Source organism: Propioniciclava sinopodophylli, assembly GCF_004324755.1.
Taxonomy (GTDB): Bacteria; Actinomycetota; Actinomycetes; order Propionibacteriales; family Propionibacteriaceae; genus Propioniciclava; species Propioniciclava sinopodophylli.
On sequence record NZ_SDMQ01000008.1, the window covers coordinates 49,087 to 67,218 of the forward strand.

At 70.2% G+C, this 18,132-nt stretch carries 19 protein-coding genes; 13 read left to right on the forward strand and 6 right to left on the reverse strand.

The window, feature by feature from the left end; all coding sequences use genetic code 11:
- Positions 1 to 3 precede the first annotated feature (3 nt).
- Both ET989_RS08930 and ET989_RS08935 read right to left on the reverse strand, forming a co-directional pair.
- Positions 4 to 252 (reverse strand): hypothetical protein, encoded by a 249-nt coding sequence (locus tag ET989_RS08930; protein ID WP_131168196.1) that lies wholly within the window; start codon positions 250 to 252, stop codon positions 4 to 6.
- Positions 249 to 1,472, reverse strand: coding sequence for an inorganic phosphate transporter (locus tag ET989_RS08935; RefSeq protein ID WP_131168197.1), 1,224 nt, complete (start codon positions 1,470 to 1,472; stop codon positions 249 to 251). Before ET989_RS08935 ends, ET989_RS08930 begins: the two co-directional genes overlap by 4 nt.
- 120 nt (positions 1,473 to 1,592) lie before the next feature.
- Between ET989_RS08935 and metG the strand changes: the two genes are divergently transcribed.
- The gene (gene metG, locus ET989_RS08940; protein WP_131168198.1) at positions 1,593 to 3,386 is read left to right on the forward strand and encodes a methionine--tRNA ligase; all 1,794 of its coding nucleotides are present in this window, start codon (positions 1,593 to 1,595) and stop codon (positions 3,384 to 3,386) included.
- Between the two features lie 3 nt (positions 3,387 to 3,389).
- Complete coding sequence (locus ET989_RS08945; protein ID WP_131168199.1) at positions 3,390 to 4,061, forward strand: O-methyltransferase; 672 nt, start codon at positions 3,390 to 3,392, stop codon at positions 4,059 to 4,061.
- Between the two features lie 24 nt (positions 4,062 to 4,085).
- Here the strand turns inward: ET989_RS08945 and ET989_RS08950 are convergent, their stop codons facing one another.
- Positions 4,086 to 5,033 (reverse strand): bile acid:sodium symporter family protein, encoded by a 948-nt coding sequence (locus tag ET989_RS08950; RefSeq protein ID WP_131168314.1) that lies wholly within the window; start codon positions 5,031 to 5,033, stop codon positions 4,086 to 4,088.
- Between the two features lie 78 nt (positions 5,034 to 5,111).
- Between ET989_RS08950 and ET989_RS08955 the strand changes: the two genes are divergently transcribed.
- Complete coding sequence (locus ET989_RS08955) at positions 5,112 to 5,885, forward strand: maleylpyruvate isomerase family mycothiol-dependent enzyme (protein ID WP_131168200.1); 774 nt, start codon at positions 5,112 to 5,114, stop codon at positions 5,883 to 5,885.
- On the forward strand, positions 5,882 to 6,682 hold the full coding sequence (locus tag ET989_RS08960) for a TrmH family RNA methyltransferase (protein WP_421958218.1): 801 nt from the start codon (positions 5,882 to 5,884) through the stop codon (positions 6,680 to 6,682). The genes ET989_RS08955 and ET989_RS08960 overlap by 4 nt, the downstream gene beginning before the upstream one ends.
- Before the next feature lie 91 nt (positions 6,683 to 6,773).
- On the opposite strand, the gene def is transcribed toward ET989_RS08960, so the two are convergent.
- Positions 6,774 to 7,367, reverse strand: a complete 594-nt coding sequence (gene def / locus ET989_RS08965; protein ID WP_131168201.1) for a peptide deformylase — start codon at positions 7,365 to 7,367, stop codon at positions 6,774 to 6,776.
- 61 nt (positions 7,368 to 7,428) lie between these two features.
- On the opposite strand from def, the gene ET989_RS08970 reads away from it, so the two are divergent.
- From ET989_RS08970 to ET989_RS14940, 4 genes are all read left to right on the forward strand, one after another.
- A complete protein-coding gene (locus ET989_RS08970; RefSeq protein WP_131168202.1) occupies positions 7,429 to 8,376 on the forward strand; it encodes a tyrosine recombinase XerC in 948 nt (315 codons plus the stop codon).
- 191 nt (positions 8,377 to 8,567) lie between these two features.
- Entirely contained in the window at positions 8,568 to 9,332 is a 765-nt protein-coding gene (locus ET989_RS08975; protein ID WP_241656285.1) for a type IV secretory system conjugative DNA transfer family protein, read from the forward strand.
- Positions 9,325 to 9,750: a hypothetical protein gene (locus ET989_RS14935; protein ID WP_165490100.1), complete on the forward strand. Its 426-nt coding sequence runs from the start codon at positions 9,325 to 9,327 to the stop codon at positions 9,748 to 9,750. Before ET989_RS08975 ends, ET989_RS14935 begins: the two co-directional genes overlap by 8 nt.
- A gap of 248 nt (positions 9,751 to 9,998) precedes the next feature.
- Positions 9,999 to 10,151, forward strand: coding sequence for a hypothetical protein (locus ET989_RS14940; protein ID WP_165490101.1), 153 nt, complete (start codon positions 9,999 to 10,001; stop codon positions 10,149 to 10,151).
- A gap of 41 nt (positions 10,152 to 10,192) precedes the next feature.
- Here ET989_RS14940 and ET989_RS08990 read toward each other — a convergent pair whose 3' ends face one another.
- A complete protein-coding gene (locus ET989_RS08990) occupies positions 10,193 to 10,381 on the reverse strand; it encodes a hypothetical protein (protein ID WP_131168205.1) in 189 nt (62 codons plus the stop codon).
- 51 nt (positions 10,382 to 10,432) lie between these two features.
- Between ET989_RS08990 and ET989_RS08995 the strand changes: the two genes are divergently transcribed.
- Together ET989_RS08995 and ET989_RS09000 are read left to right on the forward strand one after the other, a co-directional pair.
- Positions 10,433 to 11,119: an ABC transporter ATP-binding protein gene (locus ET989_RS08995; protein ID WP_241656286.1), complete on the forward strand. Its 687-nt coding sequence runs from the start codon at positions 10,433 to 10,435 to the stop codon at positions 11,117 to 11,119.
- Positions 11,120 to 11,130: 11 nt separating this feature from the next.
- Positions 11,131 to 13,902, forward strand: a complete 2,772-nt coding sequence (locus ET989_RS09000; RefSeq protein WP_206662286.1) for an FtsX-like permease family protein — start codon at positions 11,131 to 11,133, stop codon at positions 13,900 to 13,902.
- A gap of 295 nt (positions 13,903 to 14,197) precedes the next feature.
- Here ET989_RS09000 and ET989_RS09010 read toward each other — a convergent pair whose 3' ends face one another.
- Positions 14,198 to 15,139, reverse strand: coding sequence for a M23 family metallopeptidase (locus ET989_RS09010; protein WP_206662287.1), 942 nt, complete (start codon positions 15,137 to 15,139; stop codon positions 14,198 to 14,200).
- A gap of 313 nt (positions 15,140 to 15,452) precedes the next feature.
- On the opposite strand from ET989_RS09010, the gene rpsB reads away from it, so the two are divergent.
- The 3 genes from rpsB (at position 15,453) to pyrH (ending at position 18,105) form a co-directional block, all read left to right on the forward strand.
- On the forward strand, positions 15,453 to 16,442 hold the full coding sequence (gene rpsB / locus ET989_RS09015) for a 30S ribosomal protein S2 (RefSeq protein ID WP_131168208.1): 990 nt from the start codon (positions 15,453 to 15,455) through the stop codon (positions 16,440 to 16,442).
- Positions 16,443 to 16,476: 34 nt separating this feature from the next.
- Entirely contained in the window at positions 16,477 to 17,286 is an 810-nt protein-coding gene (gene tsf / locus ET989_RS09020; RefSeq protein WP_131168209.1) for a translation elongation factor Ts, read from the forward strand.
- Between the two features lie 108 nt (positions 17,287 to 17,394).
- Positions 17,395 to 18,105 carry a UMP kinase gene (pyrH, locus tag ET989_RS09025; protein ID WP_131168210.1) on the forward strand — a complete coding sequence of 237 codons (711 nt, stop codon included), beginning with the start codon at positions 17,395 to 17,397 and terminating at the stop codon, positions 18,103 to 18,105.
- Positions 18,106 to 18,132 lie beyond the last annotated feature (27 nt).

Genomic DNA, 18,132 nt, shown 5'->3' on the forward strand with positions numbered 1-18,132 from the left:
CTGTCAGAAGAACAGCTTGTAGCCCAGCCCGTGGGCGACGATCCCGGCGATGCCGAGGGCCACGGCGCCGCCCACGATGCTGAACGCGAGCCAGGCCAGCGTGCGGCGCAGGGGCGCGTTCGCGCCCGGCTCTGAGGCCACCGCCAACTGGCGGACGCCCAGGGAGAACAGGGCAGGCAGGCCCGCCCCGAGCAGCAGCCCGATCGCCAGCACCTTCCACACGGCGTCGATCGCCGCCATCGTCTGCGTCATCGGACCAGCTCCTGCGGGACCGGGACGGTCGTCGACCGGTCCTCGGGCTCCCAGTCGTCGTTGACGTTGTGGTGCCCGATGGGCTTGATGCGGGAGTGCAGCCACATCCACAGCGACAGCACCACGAGGATCATGAAGATGGCGATCGGGCCGAGCCACGGACCCAGAGACGTCCCGATCCACCACATCACGGCGCCGACCAGGCCGGCGCAGGGGAGCGTGATCAGCCACGCCAGGCCCATGCGGCCGGCGATCGACCAGCGCACCTCGGCGCGGCGTCCGAGGCCCGAGCCGAGGATCGACCCGGTGGCCACGTGGGTGGTGGACAGCGCGAAGCCCAGCTGCGAGCTGGAGAGGATGACCGCAGCCGAGGATGCCTCGGCGGCCATGCCCTGCGGCGAGGAGATCTCGACCAGGCCCTTGCCCATCGTGCGGATGATGCGCCAGCCGCCCAGCCACGTGCCGGTGGCGATGGCGCCGGCGCAGGCCACCTTCACCCACAGCGGGATGGCGTGGGTGTCGACCCAGTGGCCGGACGCGATCAGGACGAGCGTGATGACGCCCATCGTCTTCTGGGCGTCGTTGGCGCCGTGCGCCAGGGAGACCAGGGAGGCGGTGCCGACCTGGCCCCAGCGGAAGCCCTTGTCCATGACCTTCTCCGGCACGCCGCGGGCGATGCGGAAGACCAGCCAGGTGCCGACGGTCGCCACGAGGACGGCGATGAGCGGGGAGGCCAGGCCCGGCAGGATGATCTTGCCGACCACGCCGTCCAGCTTGGCTCCCTCGCCGGCCCACTTGACGCCGTTGACGCCGAGGCCCGCGATGGTGGCGCCGATCAGGCCGCCGAACATCGCGTGCGACGAGCTCGAAGGCAGGCCGCGCAGCCACGTGAACAGGTTCCAGACGATGGCGCCGATCAGGCCGGCGAGCAGGATCATCAGCAGCGGACGACCCCCGTCGGTGAGCAGCTCGGTGCGGGGCGACCCGTCCGGGTTCTGGATGCGGATGACCGCGTTGGTGACGGTCAGGGCCACCTCGACTGACAGGAACGCACCGATGAGGTTCAGCACAGCGCACAGCGCGACGGCGACCTTGGGTGTGAGTGCCTTCGTCGCGATCGAGGTTGCCATCGCGTTGGCGGTGTCATGAAAACCATTGGTGAAGTCGAAAGCCAGCGCCGTCACGACGGCCAGCACCAGCAGGACCAGCTCAGGGGTCACACACGAAAGCGTAACCCCCCGTTGACTCCGAATTCATCTACGCGCATCCGGTTGCCGGTGGGGCTGGACGCCCCGGGCGCGCGTCGGGCCGGTGCCGGGGCCTGCCCTAGACTTCGGGCCATGACCTCTCGGATCCTCACCGCCGCTGCCTGGCCGTACGCGAACGGGCCGCGCCACATCGGGCACGTGTCCGGCTTCGCCGTGCCCGCGGACGTCTTCTCGCGCTACCAGCGCATGGCGGGCAACGACGTCCTGATGGTGTCGGGGACCGACGAGCACGGCACGGCGATCCAGGTGAAGGCCGACTCCGAGGGCGTGACCGCGCGCCAGACCGCCGACAAGTACCACCAGGTCATCGTCGAGGACCTGCAGGGCCTCGGCCTGTCCTACGACCTCTACACGCGCACGACGACGCTGAACCACCGCTCGGTCGTGCAGGAGCTGTTCACGTCGCTGCACCGCAACGGCTACGTCGTGGCGAAGAAGCAGATGGGCGCGCTGTCGCCGTCCACGGGCCGCACGCTGGCCGACCGCTACATCGAGGGCGAGTGTCCCTTCTGCGGCGACCCGGGCGCCCGCGGCGACCAGTGCGACAACTGCGGCCGCCAGCTCGACCCGATCGACCTGAAGAACCCCCGCAGCCGCATCGACGGCGAGGTGCCGCAGTTCGTCGAGACCGAGCACTTCTTCCTCGACCTGCCCGCGCTGGCCGAGCAGCTCCAGCAGTGGCTGGCCACCCGCACCGACTGGCGCCCCAACGTCATCCGGTTCTCGGAGCAGTTCGCCAAGGAGCTCCAGCCGCGCGCCATCACGCGCGACCTCGACTGGGGCGTCCCGATCCCGCTTGAGGGCTGGTCCGAGGCGTCCATGAAGCGCATCTACGTGTGGTTCGACGCCGTGATCGGCTACCTGTCCGCCTCGGTGGAGTGGGCCAAGCGGGTCGGCGATCCTGATGCCTGGAAGAAGTGGTGGCACGACGGTGGAGCCGAGTCCTACTACTTCATGGGCAAGGACAACATCACGTTCCACACCGTCATTTGGCCAGGCATCCTGCTGGGCGCCAACGGTGCGGGCTCGCTCGGCGGCACCCCCTCCGATGTGCTCGGCACCCTCGACCTGCCCACGGAGATCGTCAGCTCGGAGTTCCTGACGATGTCGGGCTCGAAGTTCTCCAGCTCGCGCAACAAAGTGATCTACGTGCGCGACTTCCTGCGCGACTTCGGGCCGGACGCCCTGCGCTACTACATCGCGGTGGCCGGCCCGGAGAACCAGGACACCGACTTCACGTGGGACGAGTTCGTCCGCCGCACCAACTTTGAGCTGGCCAACGAGTGGGGCAACCTCGTCAACCGCTCGGTGTCGATGGCGCACAAGAACGTTGGGTCTATCCCGGCGGCCGGCGCCCTGACGGACGCCGACCAGGCGCTGCTGGACGCCTGCGCGGGCGGCTACGCCACCATCGGTGAGCTGCTGGGCAGGGCCAAGTTCAAGCAGGCGATCACCGAGGCGATGCGCATCGTGTCACTGGCGAACAAATACCTCTCGGACGAGGAGCCCTGGAAGAAGAAGGACGACCCGGCCCGCCGCGACACGATCCTCCACGTCGCGCTCCAGGCGGTGCAGGACTGCAACACCCTGCTCACGCCGTTCCTGCCGCACGCCGCGCAGAAGGTGTACGAGGCCCTCGGCGGCACCGGCGTGTGGGCGGCCCAGCCCGAGATCGTCACCGTCTCGGAGGAGGGGGCGCCCGACTACCCGGTGCTCATGGGCGACTACGCGTCCGAGGCGGCGCGCTGGGAGTCCGCCCCGATCGCCGTGGGCACGCCCCTGGCCAAGCCCACGCCGATCTTCGCCAAGCTGGACGAGACGCTGGGCGAGACCGGGCCCGAGTGGGCCCCCGTGCAGGCGGGCTGACCCGTGACGGCGTCCGGGCCCGAGCAGTGGGTGGCCGTGGATGAGCGGCTGGCCGTGTTCGCGCGTGAGGACGCCGTTCTCGCCGCGGCGCGCACCTCGACCGAGGTGACGAGGCCCGGCATCGAGGTGTCACGCCAGATGGGCCGGATGCTGCACATCCTCGCGGCGGCGACCGGCGCCCGGCGGGTGCTGGAACTCGGCATGCTCGCGGGCTACTCCACCATCTGGCTGGCGCGCGCGGTCGGCCCGTCCGGCCGCGTCGTCTCGATCGAGCTCGACCGCGACAACGCCGCGGTGGCCCGCCGCCACCTCGAGGACGCCGGCGTGTCGGCCTGGGTGGACATCCACTGCGGGCCCGCCGCCGACGTGACGGCCCGCATGGTGGCCACAGGCGTGGAGCCGTTCGACCTCGTGTTCATCGACGCCGACAAGGCGAACCTGGCGACCTACGTCGAACGGGCGCTCGAGCTGGCCCGGCCTGGCGCGCTGGTGATCGTGGACAACGTCGTGCGCGGCGGCCGGATCCTCGACCCGGGCGACGACGAGCAGGTCCGGGGCGTCGTGCGCGCGCTCGGTGCGCTTCAGGGCGACGACCGCGTGCAGGTCTCGATCACCCAGACCGTGGGGGAGAAGGGCTGGGACGGCTTCGCGGTGATCCGCAAGGTCGCTCCCTGACGCCTCCCCGGGCGGGCCGGCCGCTCAGGCCGTGGCCACGGCGTCCGGCTCGGGGTCACGGGCGTAGCGGGCGGCCAGCCAGGAGCAGGCCATGAGCTGCGCCTGGTGGAACACCATGAGCGGCAGCATGATCAGGCCGATCGGCTGCCCCGCGAAGAGCACGGTGGCCATCGGCAGGCCCGTGGCCAGCGACTTCTTGGTGCCGCACATCTGGATGGCGATCACGTCCGCACGGTTGAAGCCGAGGCGCCGGGCGGTGAACCAGGTCAGCCACAGCATGAACGCCAGCAGCACCAAACACAGCACGACGAGCGCGACGATGTCGACCCACCCGACCATCGACCAGATGCCCTCGCGGATGCCTTGGGAGAACGCCGCGTAGACCACCATCACGATGGACGCCTGGTCGAACAGCTTGAGCTTCTTGTGTCGGGCCACGAAGTCGGCCGTCCACCGGCGCGACAGCTGGCCGAGGATGAACGGCAGCAGGATCTGGACGACCAGGTCCAGGATCGACCCCAGGCCGACATCGGCGTTGCCGGTGGTGTTCATCAGCGCGATCGCCAGCAGCGGGGTGAGGAACACGCCCAGCAGGTTGGACGCCGACGCGCTCACGATGGCGCCGGCCACGTTGCCGCGCGCGATCGAGGTGAAGTTGATCGAACTCTGCACGGTGGAGGGGCACAGCGTCACGTAGACCATGCCGGGGATCAGTGCGGGGGCCAGCGCCCACCCCGGCAGTTGGCCGATCGCCAGGCCGATCAGCGGGAACACCACGAAGGTAAAGGCGAGGATCGTCAGGTGCAGGCGCCAGTGTTTCAGGCCCCGGACCGCCTCCTCGCGGTGCAGGCGGGCGCCGTAGAGGAAGAACAGGCAGAAGATGGCGACCTTCGTGGCCCACGACAGCACCTGCGCGCCGACCCCGGTCGCGGGCAGGAACGACGCCACCACCGCCGCGGCGATGATCGCCATGAGGAAGGGGTCGAGCTTCACGCGTGCCGTAGCTGCCACGCGGACACCCTAGTGGCTGGCCCCGCTAAGGTTTCGGCCATGGTCGAGGTGAGGGACTTCCGGGAGATGGGGGAGGCACTGGGCGATGCCTGCGCCGTGCTGCGGAGCAACGCCGTGGTGGCGGGGCTGGACGCGGAGGTGCCGACGTGCCCGGGCTGGACCGTCCGCGACCTCGTCGCCCACCAGGGTCTCGTGCACCGCTGGGCCGCGGCCTACATCGCGCGCACGGGACGTCCGGCCCCCGATGCCATCGTCCTCGCCGAGGCCGACGCCGCGCCCGACCTGCTCGACTGGTTCGACGAGGGGATGGTCACCCTGCTCAACGCGGTCGCGGCCGCGCCGGCCGACCTCGACGTGAAGTTCTTCCTCCCCGACGCGCCGCCCCCGCGCGACGCCTGGCTACGGCGCCAGGTGCACGAGACCTCCATCCACGCCGCCGACGCCATGGCGGCCCGCCTGGGCCGCCCCCCGCGCGGAGACGAGCTGTGGGTCTCGCCCGGCCTTGCCGCGGACGGGGTGGACGAGGTGCTCACCGGTTTCCTCGTCAAGAGGCGCCCGGAGACCGACCTGCCGGGGCCGCGCAGCGTGCTGTTCACCGCAACGGACGCCCACCGCGCCTGGTGGGTGAACCTCACCCACGACGGCGCCCTCACCACGCGCGTCGACGGCGAAGCGCCGGAAGCCGACGTCACCGTCTCCGGCACCGCGCGCGAGCTCTACCTCACCGTCTGGAACCGCGGGCGCGCGGCGACGGCGTCCGACCCGGGCCTGTGGGACGAGTGGGCCGAGCGCGTCAAGGTCACCTGGTCGTGAACCGCGTCGCGGTCACGGACGCCGCCGACCCACGGCTGTCCGACTACGTCGCGCTGCGCGACACCTCGCTGCGCAGGTCGCTGGAGTCGGAGCGGGGCCTGTTCATCGCCGAGGGCGAGAAGGTGATCCGCCGCGCGATCGAGGCAGGGCACCGGCCCCGCTCCTTCCTGCTGGCCGAGCGCTGGATCGGCGGGCTGTCCGACCTGATCGAGCGGCACCCCGGCGCCCCGGTGTACGTCGTCACCGAGGCCCTCGCCGAGCAGGTCACCGGCTTCCACGTACACCGGGGGGCGCTGGCGTCCCTGCACCGGGCCGAGCCCACGCCGATGGCCGACCTGCTCGGGCTGGGCCGCCTCGTCGTGGCCGAGGACATCGTCGACCACACCAACGTCGGAGCCATCATCCGCAACGCCGCCGGCCTGGGCTGGGACGGAGTCCTGCTCGCACCGCGCGCCGCCGACCCGCTGTACCGGCGTTCGGTGAAGGTCAGCATGGGCACGGTGTTCTCCCTGCCCTGGGCGCGGGTGGACGACTGGGCCACCGCGATCCCCACCCTGCAGGGGGCCGGCTTCACCGTGGTGGCCCTGGCGCTCACCGCCGACGCCGTGTCGCTGGATCACTACGCAGCCGGGGCGCGCCCCGACAAGCTCGCCGTCGTCGTGGGCACCGAGGGCGACGGCCTGTCGCGGCGCTGGGTGGAGCAGGCGGACGCCGTGGTCCAGATCCCCATGCAGCACGGCGTGGACTCGCTCAACGTCGCCGCGGCGACCGCCGTGGCCTGCTGGGCCCTGCGCTGACCGCCGAGGGCTTGCCTCCACCCCGCCGAGGGCTTGCCTCCACCCCGCCGAGGGCTTGCCTCCACCCCGCCAAGGGCTTGTGCTCAGCGCATCATTCTTCGTCGCCAGTGGTCTTCTTCGGCGTGACCGGCCAGTCGTCGGGGTAGAGGTGGACGAGGTCTGCGTGCTGTTCCTCGAGCTTGCGGTAGGAGCGCGAGGACAGACGGTCGCCGAACACGATCCCGTTGAGGTGGTCGGTCTCGTGCTGCAGGCAGCGGGCCAACAGCCCGTCGCCCACCACCGTGACCTCGTTGCCCCACGGGTCCTGCCCGACACACGTGGCGGTGTCGGGGCGCGCGAGCGGCTGGTAGCCGCCCGGGAACGACAGGCACCCCTCCTCGGTCTTGTCGAGGGTACGGTCCTTGCCGGTCGGGGTCGTCACCACCGGGTTGCAGATGGCGCCCACCTGGATGCGCTCGTCGCCGTCCGGGCACTCGTACACGAACAGTGAGAGCCCGAGTCCGACCTGCGTCGCGGCCAGCCCGACACCGCGTGCGGCGCGCATCGTGGCGAACATGTCGCGCACCAGCGTGCGCAGGTCGTCGTCGAAATCGGTGACCGGCTTGGTCTGCTCATGCATCACCGGCGTGCCCCACCGGGTGATGGGCAGGATGGTCCCGCCGGTCATGAGTTCCTCGATGGCCATGTCTTCTCCGTCCGCGTGGCTGGGCGCTGGGCAACCCGACCATTCTGGCACGCTGGCCGACATGGACAGCCTGCCCCCCGAACCCGTGGCGACGGGGCTGGCGCGCGACCTGGACGCCTGGGCGGACCACCTGCGGCTGGGCCGGAACCTGTCCGAGCACACCCGCCGGGCTTACGCCGGGGACCTCGTCGATCTGGCCACCTGGGCGGCCACGCGGGGCGTCTCGGCGTGGGGGCAGGTCGACCACCGCCTGCTGCGTGCCTGGCTGGCCGACCTTCACCGACGAGGGGCGGAGCGGACGACCATGGCCCGCCGCGCCACCGCCGCCCGCGTCTTCTTCGCCTGGTCCCACGCCGACGGGCGGATCGCCTCCGACCCGGGCAGCGCCCTCCAGGCGCCCCGGGCCTCCCGGACGCTGCCGCCGACCCTGGACCGCGGCGCGGTCGAGGCCCTGTTCGACCACCTCGAGGCGCGCGTCGCCGCCGCCGAGGACGACGCCGAGCGGGCGCTCGCGCGCCGGGACCTCGCCATCATCGAGGTGCTCTACTCGGCCGGCCTGCGGGTTGCCGAACTGTGCGGGCTGGACGCCACCGGCATCGACGAGGCGCGCGGGCTGCTGCGCGTCCGGGGCAAGGGCGACAAGGATCGTTCGACGCCCCTGGGCGAGCCCGCGAGGCGCGCCCTCGACGCCTGGCTCGCCGACCGCCACCGCCTCGCCGGGCCGGACGCCGGCGCCGCCGTCTTCGTGGGGGCGAGGGGGAGCCGCATCGACCCGCGGGTCGTCCGCAGGGTCGTCCACGACGCCCTCGACGCCGTGCCGGATGCCCCCAGCCTGGGCCCCCACGGCCTGCGGCACGCGATGGCCACCCACCTGCTCGAGGGCGGCGCCGACCTGCGGGCCGTGCAGGAGATCCTCGGCCACGCCTCGCTCGGCACGACGCAGATCTACACCCACGTCACCAACGAACGGCTGCGCGACGCCTTCCGCCAGGCGCACCCGCGCGCATGAGGCGTCCGGCCCACCAGTGCCGTCATGGTGCACGAGGCCAGGAACCGATTCGACCGAGTGCAGCGTGCTGGAGTTCCTGGGGGGACCACGATCGTGCGCTCACCGGCGACGACCGCACCGCCGGGAACACGATCACCACCGTCCAGCAAGCGTTGACCTTGTTCTTCCAGCCAGACATTCGCCGTCGGTGCATGCCGCGTCCGGGGCATCCGGCCACCGACATCGCCGACATCATCCGGCGCGGGGGCACCATCTACCTGCTGGGACGCGAGGACCCCTACGCCAGCGCCAGCCCGCTGATGACCGCCCTGGCCGAACACGTCCTCGACACCGCCCTCGCCCTCGCCACGGCCAGCGAGCACAACAAGCTGTGCCCGCCGATGCTGGCCTGCCTCGATGAGTTGCCCTCGACCGCACCCCTGCCCACCCTCCGCATCCGGATGGCCAACGAACGAGCGTTGGGCATCTCGTTCATCTGGGCTGCACAGACGTGGCGGCAGCTCGCCGCCCTGTACGGCGAGCAGGAAGCCCGCGCCTTGCTCGGCCTGACCAATGTGCTGGTCATGTTCGGCGGCAGCAAGGACGGCGGGTTCAACCGGGAGATCTCCGAACTCGTCGGCAGCGTCCGCGTCGCCCGCACCACCTGGCAGACCGGCGGCAAGGGTGGCCGCAGCGTCAGCGGGGAGGACATGGCCATCCTCAAACCCGAGGAAGTCCGGCAGATCCCCACCAAGCAGGCCCTCGTCGTCCCCGAGAACGCACCCCCGATCATCGCCAAGCTGTCGCGCTGCATCGAGGGCAAGACCGGACGCCAACTGTTGGCCGAACTCGATGCCACCCGCACCATCGTCGAGCGTGCGCGTGCTGACGAGGTCTCCATCGAGGCCCGCCAACTCGCCGCCCTGGCCAACGCCCGCCGGCACGCACTCACCGAGGCGGCCGACCACGATGGATAGGACACCGGACAAGTCGCTGGTGTGGACGTTCCCCACCCCCAACACCCCACTGTTGGCCGTCGCCTACCGCGACCTCTACCTCGCCGCAGAGGGCACCGCCCAGCAGAAGGAGATGCTCGGCGACCCGGCCCTGCTCCCGCGCCCGTGGGACCCGGCCACCTGCCAGGACCCGCTCCTGCGCCAGGAAGTGTGGGACTGGCTGGAGGAGTTCGTGGTCTGGTTCAACCGTGAGTACGTGTGGGACCCCAACGCCGGCATGATCCCTTCCTGCTGGCCCCAGCACCCCCACCTCGTCCACGAGATTGCCGTGCTCGCCGACCAACGCCGGCGTGCCGGCATCGCGACCACCAGCGACCTGCTCGAGGACTGGCACCGCTACGCCGTGCCCGCCTTCATCGACCGGATGAAGGCCGCCTGAAGAACCAGTGCGACGACAGCCACCCCAGCTGGCCTGCCCGCGGCCGCCACGCCCGCCTCTTGAACGAGTTCGACACCCGCCTGCGCGCCTACGCCAGCGACGTCACCACCCTCACCCAGCACCACCGGGCCGCCCTCCTGGCCGAACCCGCCGAAACCCGAGCTCAGCCCGGCCAGCCCGCCGCCCCGGCCCATGCTCCGCCTGGTCGACGGCAGCGCCGTCGACCCCGACACCGGGGAGATCCTCCGATGACCCACCAACCCGACCAGCAGCTCGACCTGCTCGACTTCATCCCCTACACCGACGGCGGCCGGCAAGGCGCCCCACCACCGCCCCCCGAGATCACCGAGCGCCGGTGGTGCCACCGCTCGCTCGTCGTGGCCGCCCTGGGCCACAACTAAGCCGGCCCACTTATATAGAGAATCCGACATACCCGGGAGAATCAGAAGGGCCCAAACGGGCGTTGCTCCTGCTTGCGCTTCATCCGCAAGTCGTCATACGCGTTCTCGACACGCTCTTGCTCGCGCGCGCTGCGGATCTTCACCTCCTGCTCTCGTGTCAGCTTCGGCGGCCTGATGAAGGCGAGAATTCGCTCTATGAGGGTGCGGTGCTGGCCAGGCGTTACGTTCATGGGGTCTATTCTCGCCTAACTGGGACGATCGAAGTGAGTCAAGGGGGAACGGTGACGGAGATTCTCAGCTTGGCGCACGTGGAGAAGGCCTATCGGATGGGTGATGGTCGCACGCTGTTAGCTGCTGATGATGTGAGCTTGACACTAGCGGCGGGGAGTCGCACGGCTGTGGTCGGGGCGTCGGGGTCGGGCAAGTCCACGCTGTTGCACCTTGTGGGCGGGTTGGACCGTCCTGATGCGGGCACGATTTCGGTGTTCGGTGAGGAGATCACAGAGCTTGGGGCGAAGGCCCTGGCGGATTTCAGGTCTGGTGTTGGGTTCGTGTTTCAACAGTTCCATCTGATTCCGGCGTTGTCGTTGCTGGACAATGTGGCTGCTCCGTTGATCGGCCGTGCAGGTGCTGCCCGGCGTCGCGCGCGGGCGGCCGAGATGTTGGAGGCGGTCGGGTTGGTGGATCGGGCTTCGGCGTTGCCCTCCCAGTTGTCGGGGGGGCAGCAGCAGCGGGTAGCGATCGCGCGGGCGCTGGTGGTGGAGCCGAAGCTGTTGTTGGCCGATGAGCCGACCGGGAACCTGGATTCGGTGACTGCGGCGGAGATCCTCGACCTGATCGCCCGCGTGCACGCGGAGTTCGCCACGACAGTGTTGTTGGCCACCCATGATCCGGAGGTCGCGGCATCGTGTGATGCGCAGGTGCATGTGAGCGACGGCCGGGTGACCGGCATCTCGGGCGGCGTGTGATGGCGGGGTTGATGTGGTCGCGGTTGCGGTTGGACTGGAAGCGGTCGCTGGCGACGCTGGTGGCGGTGATGTTCGCGGTGACGAGCTTCGTCGTCCTGACCGGCGCGACCGTGACCCAGCGGGTTGAGGTGCTACAGAGCGCCGATGCGGCGTATCGGTCGAGCTATGACGTTCTGGTCCGTCCGAGTGCGGCGTTGACCGATCGGGAGGAGGAGACGGGTCGGGTCCGACCGAACTTCCTGTCCGACACCTATGGCGGGATCACGATGGAGCAGGTCGCCCAAATCGAGGACGTTCCTGGTGTGGAGGTGGTGGCGCCGATCGCGATGGTCGGGATTATGTGGGCTCCGGTGCGTATCCCGATCGACCTGGGTGACGAGGTTGCAGCGTCGGGGACGCAGGTGTTCCGGATCGCGACGACCGCGGTCTCGCGGGGTGGGTTCACCATGCCGAGCCAGTCGGCCTACCTGTACGTCACCGACCGTGCGTTGGCGCCCGGTGAGGTGGGTGAGATGACCTACCCGGTCGAACAGGTGGACGGGGCGGCGGCCTATCCGTGCCTGGCTCCCCAACCGCAGGGACGTGACCAGATGGTGGCCGACCCGTTCGAACCGGCCGCCCGCTACTGGGGCTACTGCATCTCCAGGCAGGACCCAAAAGCGATATTCGCCGGCGAGCTACGGGTCTCGATCCCGGTGTTGGTGGCCGCGATCGACCCGGACGCCGAAGCAGAACTGGTCGGCTTGGACCACACTGTCACCTCCGGCCGCTACCTCACCGCAGAGGATCAGCTGCAGTTCCGGGCCTCTGAGGACCTGGGGGCGCCGTTCCCGCGGGAGGACGCGCCGGTCGCCCCAGCCCTGCTGGCCGAGATGGCCGCCGAGGTCGACTACGGCTTGGAGATCGACGTCGAGGAGCTGGACGCCGACAGCGTGGTCCCGGCCCTGCTCGCCGCCAAGAACCGCGCCGACCAGGCCGACCTGATCGCAGCAGCCCCCGCCGCGCGCCAGGTGACCACCGAGTGGTTACCCATGGCTGACCTGCAGTCCCACCTCGTCGCATCGACCGCACCGAACCCCGAGCGCGGCCCCGATAACTCCGACGAGATCTGGACCCTGACGATCATGCGCCCCTCCGGGGTGGACTTCACCAGCCACACCCAAGACACCGGCGGACTGGCAGCCGAGGCGTCCGAGCCCGACCTCAACGCCTACTTCGGACACGGGTGGAGCAGTGGGTACGACCCGATCCCCGGCAGTGTCGCCGACAGCGCCTACCGCCAGATCGACGTGCTGGAGTCGGAGAAGTCCACCCACTTCGGGGTCCTCGCCTTCGAAATGGTCGGCACCTACGACCCCACCCGCACCCAGGTGGGTTCACCCCTGAGCCAAGTCCCCTTGGAGACCTATCGGACCGGTCAGGTCACCGTCGCAGACGAAGCCACTGCCACTGCTCTCGGTCAGGAACGCTTCCTGAGCAACCTCAACCCGGCCGATTATCTGATGACCGCCCCCAGCGTCCTCATCCCTTTGGACGCGCTCGGGATCATCGACGAGAAGTACCTACCCCGCCCCGGCGCGGGAGCGGTGGACGCCGGCGCGCCGATCAGCGCCGTCCGCGTCCGGGTCGCTGATGTGACCGGATGGGACGCCGCCAGCCGCGAACGCGTCCGGTTGGCCGCACAACTTATCCACGACCAGACCGGCCTTGCCGTCGACGTCACCATCGGCTCCGCTCTCGCCCAGCAGTCGGTCACCCTCACCCAGACCGACGGCCGACCCGACCTGCACCTGGTCGAGCTGTGGACCCAGAAGGGCGTCACCACCTTGGTCGTGGAATCGGTCGACCGCAAGAGCGTGCTGTTGTTTGGCCTGATCCTGCTTGCCTCCGGCCTGACCGTGGCCACCGTCGCCAACGTCGCCGTTGCGGCGCAACGCACCGACCTGGGCGTGCTCGCCAGCATTGGCCACACCCCCGCCCGCATCACCGGCCTGGTTCTGGCCCAACAAGCCACCCTCGGGTTCATCGCCGGACTCGCCGGCGCGCTGCTCGCCTGGCCGATTGCCACACTGATGCGCATCGACTACGCCCCCCTGCGAGCCGTCGCAGCCATCCCCGTCGCGATCGCCTTGATGCTGCTGGCCAGCATCCCCGCCGCTCTGTGGGCAGCCCGCCTCGCCCCGATCGACTTGCTCCGACCGCCCGTGCGCGCTGGACGCCGCAGCGCGCCGGTGAGCAACGAAGCCGCCCTCGGCTGGGCCCAACTCGCCCGCCGACCCCTGCGGCTCATCCGGGCCGCCCTTGGCGTGGCTATCGCCGTTACCGCGCTGGGTCTACTGCTGGCAATCGCCTGGTCCTTTCGCGGCGCCATTGTCGGCAACCTTCTCGGCGACGCCATCGCCCTCCAAGTGCGTACCGTCGACATCATCGCTGGAATCGTCCTCGCCCTCCTGGCGGCCATCGGGGTGGCCATGACCCTCAGCTTCGGCGCCCTCGAGGACGCCCCCGACTGGGCCGTCCTCACCGCCATCGGCTGGACACCCCAACGCATCAGCCGAGCCATCCTCACCCAAGGAGCAGCCATCGGCATCTTTGGGGCAACTCTCGGAGCCATCGCTGCCATCGCCTTTGCGGTGATCTTCACCGAAGCCACCCTGAACGATCTAGCCATCCCCATCGCCCTGGTGGCCCTTGGTGCTATCGCTCTCAGCACCGTTGCTTCAACCATCCCCGCCGCAACCATCCGACGGCTACCCCCAGCACGCGTCCTCGCCGGACGATAAGCGGCTCATCACAATCCACGGTGTAGTCGGGGTCTGAATCCGCCGGTTTCGAGTAGTGATCTGGCGATGTAGTGGGTGAGGTTACGGAAGCCGAGGGCGCTGCCGCGGCGGTGCTCGAGTGGGGTACGGACGCCTGCGCTGCACCCATGCGACCGGTAACTCCGGCGGCCGCCGACCGGGAGAGAGACCGGCCGCGCGCGTAAGCATCCAAGGCGGCGACATCGTTCTCCGAGAGACTCACGCTCAACTTCACCTGTCCCCTATCACCGCTCTTCCTCCTCCAGTAGCAGACTGCTCAGCTGAGCCAGCCCAGCGGGTCGACGTGGCGTCCGTCGGCCTTGACCCCGAAGTGGAGGTGGCACCCTGTCGACCAACCCGTGCTGCCCATCGTGCCCACCAGTTGGCCGCGCGCGAGCCGGTCGCCGGCCCGGACGCGGTAGCCCTCGGCGTGCAGGTAGACCGTCTGCAGGTTGACCCCGTCCACGCTGCCGTGGGAGAGGACGAGCCGCCACCCGCCCGAGCTGTCGTACCCCATGTGGCTCACCACCGCGTCAGCGGCCGCGTACAGGGGCGTCCCGCACGCCGCGGACAGGTCGATGCCGTTGTGCATCCGCCACTCGTTGAAGATCGGGTGCAGCCGCATGCCGAAGCGGGAGCCGAGGCGTCCGACCGTCGGTGGGGTCAGCCGGCCGTTGCCCGCCGGACCCAGCGGGCTCGAGGCCGCGAGCGCGGCCTCCCGCGCCGCCGCGCGCTCGCGCACCTGGGCCGCCGCCGCCTCGGGCAGCAGCCGATAGGTCGCCGTCACCAGGGAGAGTGGGTCGCGGTATGCCTCGCCGTGCCTGAGACCCCAGTGCAGGCAGGCTGCCGTCGGGCACGGCTGGTGCCCAGGCTCGAGGCGTCCGACCGCCTCGCCCGCCGCGACCCGCGCCCCGATCGGCACCACCGCCACGACCGGCTCCAGCGTGGTGCGCTCGGTGCCGTGGTCGACCACGACCACCGGCCGCCCCGCGACCTCGCCGGCGAACGACACCACCCCGGACGCCGGCGCCACGACCGCGTCCCCGGGCTCGCCGGCCAGGTCGACCCCGCGGTGCCCGGCGCCCCAGCGCACCTCGGGCGGGTCGTAGCCCCGCACCACGGGGCCCGCCAGCGGCCACAACCCGGACGCCACGGCCGGCGGCGCCACAGCGCCCACCAGCACAAGCACGCACAGCACCGTCCAGACCACTCGTCGCATGCCGGGACACTAGGCAGCGCCTGTCACGTCACGTCTGCCCCGGCCCTTCGAGGCTCGCTGCGCTCGCACCTCTGAGACGGTGGGCCGATTGGCGGCGCGGGGCGGGCGCGCCGTAGGATGAGCCCAGCGACCCGGCAGATCCGGGTCGACTTCGCGTGCAGGCCACGTCGAACCCCCGAGGTCCCCGGTGACGGGGTGGGGGGAGCGGCGCTGCACCAGGCGGGGCCGATCGCCGGCCCCACGAACCGAACCAGGCGGTCTCGCCCGGGCGCGTGCGCGTGCCCAGGGCCCGTCCGCCGAGAAAGGAACGGCCATGGCCGTCGTGACCACGCGTCAGCTGCTCGAGAGCGGTGTCCACTTCGGGCACCAGACCCGTCGTTGGAACCCGAAGATGAAGCGCTTCATCTTCGGTGAGCGCAACGGCATCTACATCATCGACCTCCAGCAGTCCCTCACCTACATCGACAAGGCGTACTCCTTCGTCAAGGACACCGTCGCGCGCGGCGGCCAGATCCTGTTCGTGGGCACCAAGAAGCAGGCCCAGGAGGCCATCGCCGAGCAGGCCACCCGCGTCGGCATGCCCTATGTGAACCAGCGCTGGCTGGGCGGCATGCTCACCAACTACGCCACGATCTCCAAGCGCACCGCGAAGATGAAGGAACTCGAGGCGATCGACTTCACCAACGTCGCCGCGTCCGGCCTCACCAAGAAGGAGCTCCTGCAGCAGGAGCGCAAGAAGGAGAAGCTGGAGAAGACCCTCGGTGGCATCCGCGACATGCACAAGCTGCCGCAGGCCATCTGGGTCGTCGACACCAAGAAGGAGCACCTCGCGATCGACGAGGCGCGCAAGCTGCGCATCCCGATCGTCGGCATCCTGGACACCAACTGCGACCCGGACGAGGTCGATTACGCGATCCCGGGCAACGACGACGCCATTCGCTCCGTCGCGCTGCTGACCCGCATCATCGCCGACGCCGCCGCCGAGGGCCTGCTGGCCCGTAGCTCCGGTGGCGTGTCCACCGGTGCCGCAGAGGTCGAGCCGATGGCCGAGTGGGAGCGCGAGCTCCTCGGTGCCGCCGAAGCCCCGCAGGCCGCCGCTGAGACTGTCGCCGACACCGATGAGCGTGCGGTTGCGGTCGAGGTCGACGAGGCCGCCCCGGTCCCCGCTGCGGCCGGTGACGAGCCGGTCCCGGCCGCCGTGTCCGCCGCCTCGCCCGTGTCGGCCGACTCGCCCGTGTCCGCGGACTCCCCGGATTCGCCCGAGTCGCCGGCCAGCCCGGCGTCGGCGTCCGACGACAAGTGACTCCCCGACAGAACAACCAGGAAGCGAGATAGTCATGGCGATCACCGCCCAGGACGTCAAGAAGCTCCGCGACGCCACCGGCGCCGGGATGATGGATGCGAAGAAGGCCCTCATCGAGGCCGAGGGCGACTTCGAGGCCGCCATCGAGATCCTCCGCGTGACCGGCGCCGCCAAGGTGTCCAGCCGCTCCGACCGTGAGGCCAGCAACGGTCTCGTGGCCGCCGCCGGCACCACCCTCATCCAGCTGGGTGCCGAAACCGACTTCGTCGCCAAGAACGACGAGTTCGTCGCGCTCGCCACCCAGGTCGCCGAGGCCGTCTCCGCCGCGGGTGCCACCGACGTCGAGTCCGCCAACGCGGTCAAGCTCGGTGACGTCACCGTGGCCGAGGCCATCGCGACGCTGGCCGCCAAGATCGGCGAGAAGCTCGAGCTCGCCGCCGTGGCCAGCTACGAGGCGCCCGCCGCCATCTACCTCCACCGCCGCAGCCAGGACCTGCCCCCGCAGGTCGGGGTGATGGTCGAGTATGAGGGCGGTGACGACGAGTTCGTCCGCGGCATCGCCATGCAGATCGCCGCGATGCAGCCGCAGTGGGTCTCCCGTGAGGACGTCCCCGCCGACGTGCTCGAGAAGGAGCGCCACGTCGCCGAGCTCACCGCCAAGGAGGAGGGCAAGCCCGAGAACATCATCGGCCGCATCGTCGAGGGTCGTCTCGGTGGCTTCTTCAAGGAGGTGACCCTGCTCGAGCAGGCGTCCGTCTCCGACGACAAGAAGACCGTGGGCCAGCTGCTCAAGGAGCACGGCGTGACCGTCAAGCGCTTCGTGCGCCTGTCGGCGGGCGCCTGACCCTTCGACAAGCTCAGGGACCCGAGCATCAACTAGAGTGGCGTGCACCGTGCTGGTCGCGGTGCACGCCACTTGACACGTCCGAACGCCACCGACCAAGGAGAACGCATGCCTGCCTACGACCGGATCCTGCTGAAGCTCTCGGGTGAGGCGTTCGGTGGGGGATCGGTGGGCGTCGACCCCGACATCATCTCCGGCATCGCGGGCGAGATCTCCGACATCGTCGCCGCGGGCACCCAGGTGGCGATCGTCACCGGCGGCGGCAACTTCTTCCGGGGCGCGCAGCTGCAGCAGCGCGGCATGGAGCGGCGCCGCGCCGACTACATGGGCATGCTCGGCACGGTGATGAACTGCCTCGCCCTCCAGGACTTCCTCGAGCAGGCGGGCGTCCCCACCCGCGTGCAGACCGCCATCACCATGGGCCAGGTAGCCGAGCCGTACGTGCCGCTGCGGGCCGTCCGGCACCTCGAGAAGGGCCGCGTCGTGCTCTTCGGCGCCGGCTCGGGCATGCCGTTCTTCTCCACCGACACCGTCGCCGCCCAGCGCGCACTGGAGATCGGCGCCGACGTCCTGCTGATGAGCAAGAACGGCACTGACGGCGTCTACGACTCCGACCCGCGCACCAACCCGGACGCACGTCGCTACGACGAGCTGTCCTACAACGACTTCCTCGCCCAGGACCTGAAGGTGGCCGACGCGACCGCCATCAGCCTGGCCCGGGACAACGGCCTGCCCATGGTCTTCTTCGACCTCGGCGTCCGCGGCAACATCGCGCGGGTCGTCAACGGTGAGAAGATCGGGACGACCGTCCACGCCTGACCAGACCACCACGAGTAAGGAGCATCG

Excerpts from the sequence above, each read along its gene's own strand:
- ET989_RS08930 (WP_131168196.1), bottom strand. The coding sequence starts at position 252 with ATGACGCAGACGATGGCGGCGATCGACGCCGTGTGGAAGGTGCTGGCG.
- metG (WP_131168198.1), top strand. The coding sequence starts at position 1,593 with ATGACCTCTCGGATCCTCACCGCCGCTGCCTGGCCGTACGCGAACGGG.
- ET989_RS08950 (WP_131168314.1), bottom strand. The coding sequence starts at position 5,033 with ATGGCGATCATCGCCGCGGCGGTGGTGGCGTCGTTCCTGCCCGCGACC.
- ET989_RS08955 (WP_131168200.1), top strand. The coding sequence starts at position 5,112 with ATGGTCGAGGTGAGGGACTTCCGGGAGATGGGGGAGGCACTGGGCGAT.
- def (WP_131168201.1), bottom strand. The coding sequence starts at position 7,367 with ATGGCCATCGAGGAACTCATGACCGGCGGGACCATCCTGCCCATCACC.
- ET989_RS08970 (WP_131168202.1), top strand. The coding sequence starts at position 7,429 with ATGGACAGCCTGCCCCCCGAACCCGTGGCGACGGGGCTGGCGCGCGAC.
- ET989_RS08975 (WP_241656285.1), top strand. The coding sequence starts at position 8,568 with ATGCCGCGTCCGGGGCATCCGGCCACCGACATCGCCGACATCATCCGG.
- ET989_RS14935 (WP_165490100.1), top strand. The coding sequence starts at position 9,325 with ATGGATAGGACACCGGACAAGTCGCTGGTGTGGACGTTCCCCACCCCC.
- ET989_RS14940 (WP_165490101.1), top strand. The coding sequence starts at position 9,999 with ATGACCCACCAACCCGACCAGCAGCTCGACCTGCTCGACTTCATCCCC.
- ET989_RS08990 (WP_131168205.1), bottom strand. The coding sequence starts at position 10,381 with ATGAACGTAACGCCTGGCCAGCACCGCACCCTCATAGAGCGAATTCTC.
- ET989_RS09000 (WP_206662286.1), top strand. The coding sequence starts at position 11,131 with ATGTGGTCGCGGTTGCGGTTGGACTGGAAGCGGTCGCTGGCGACGCTG.
- ET989_RS09010 (WP_206662287.1), bottom strand. The coding sequence starts at position 15,139 with ATGCGACGAGTGGTCTGGACGGTGCTGTGCGTGCTTGTGCTGGTGGGC.
- rpsB (WP_131168208.1), top strand. The coding sequence starts at position 15,453 with ATGGCCGTCGTGACCACGCGTCAGCTGCTCGAGAGCGGTGTCCACTTC.
- tsf (WP_131168209.1), top strand. The coding sequence starts at position 16,477 with ATGGCGATCACCGCCCAGGACGTCAAGAAGCTCCGCGACGCCACCGGC.
- pyrH (WP_131168210.1), top strand. The coding sequence starts at position 17,395 with ATGCCTGCCTACGACCGGATCCTGCTGAAGCTCTCGGGTGAGGCGTTC.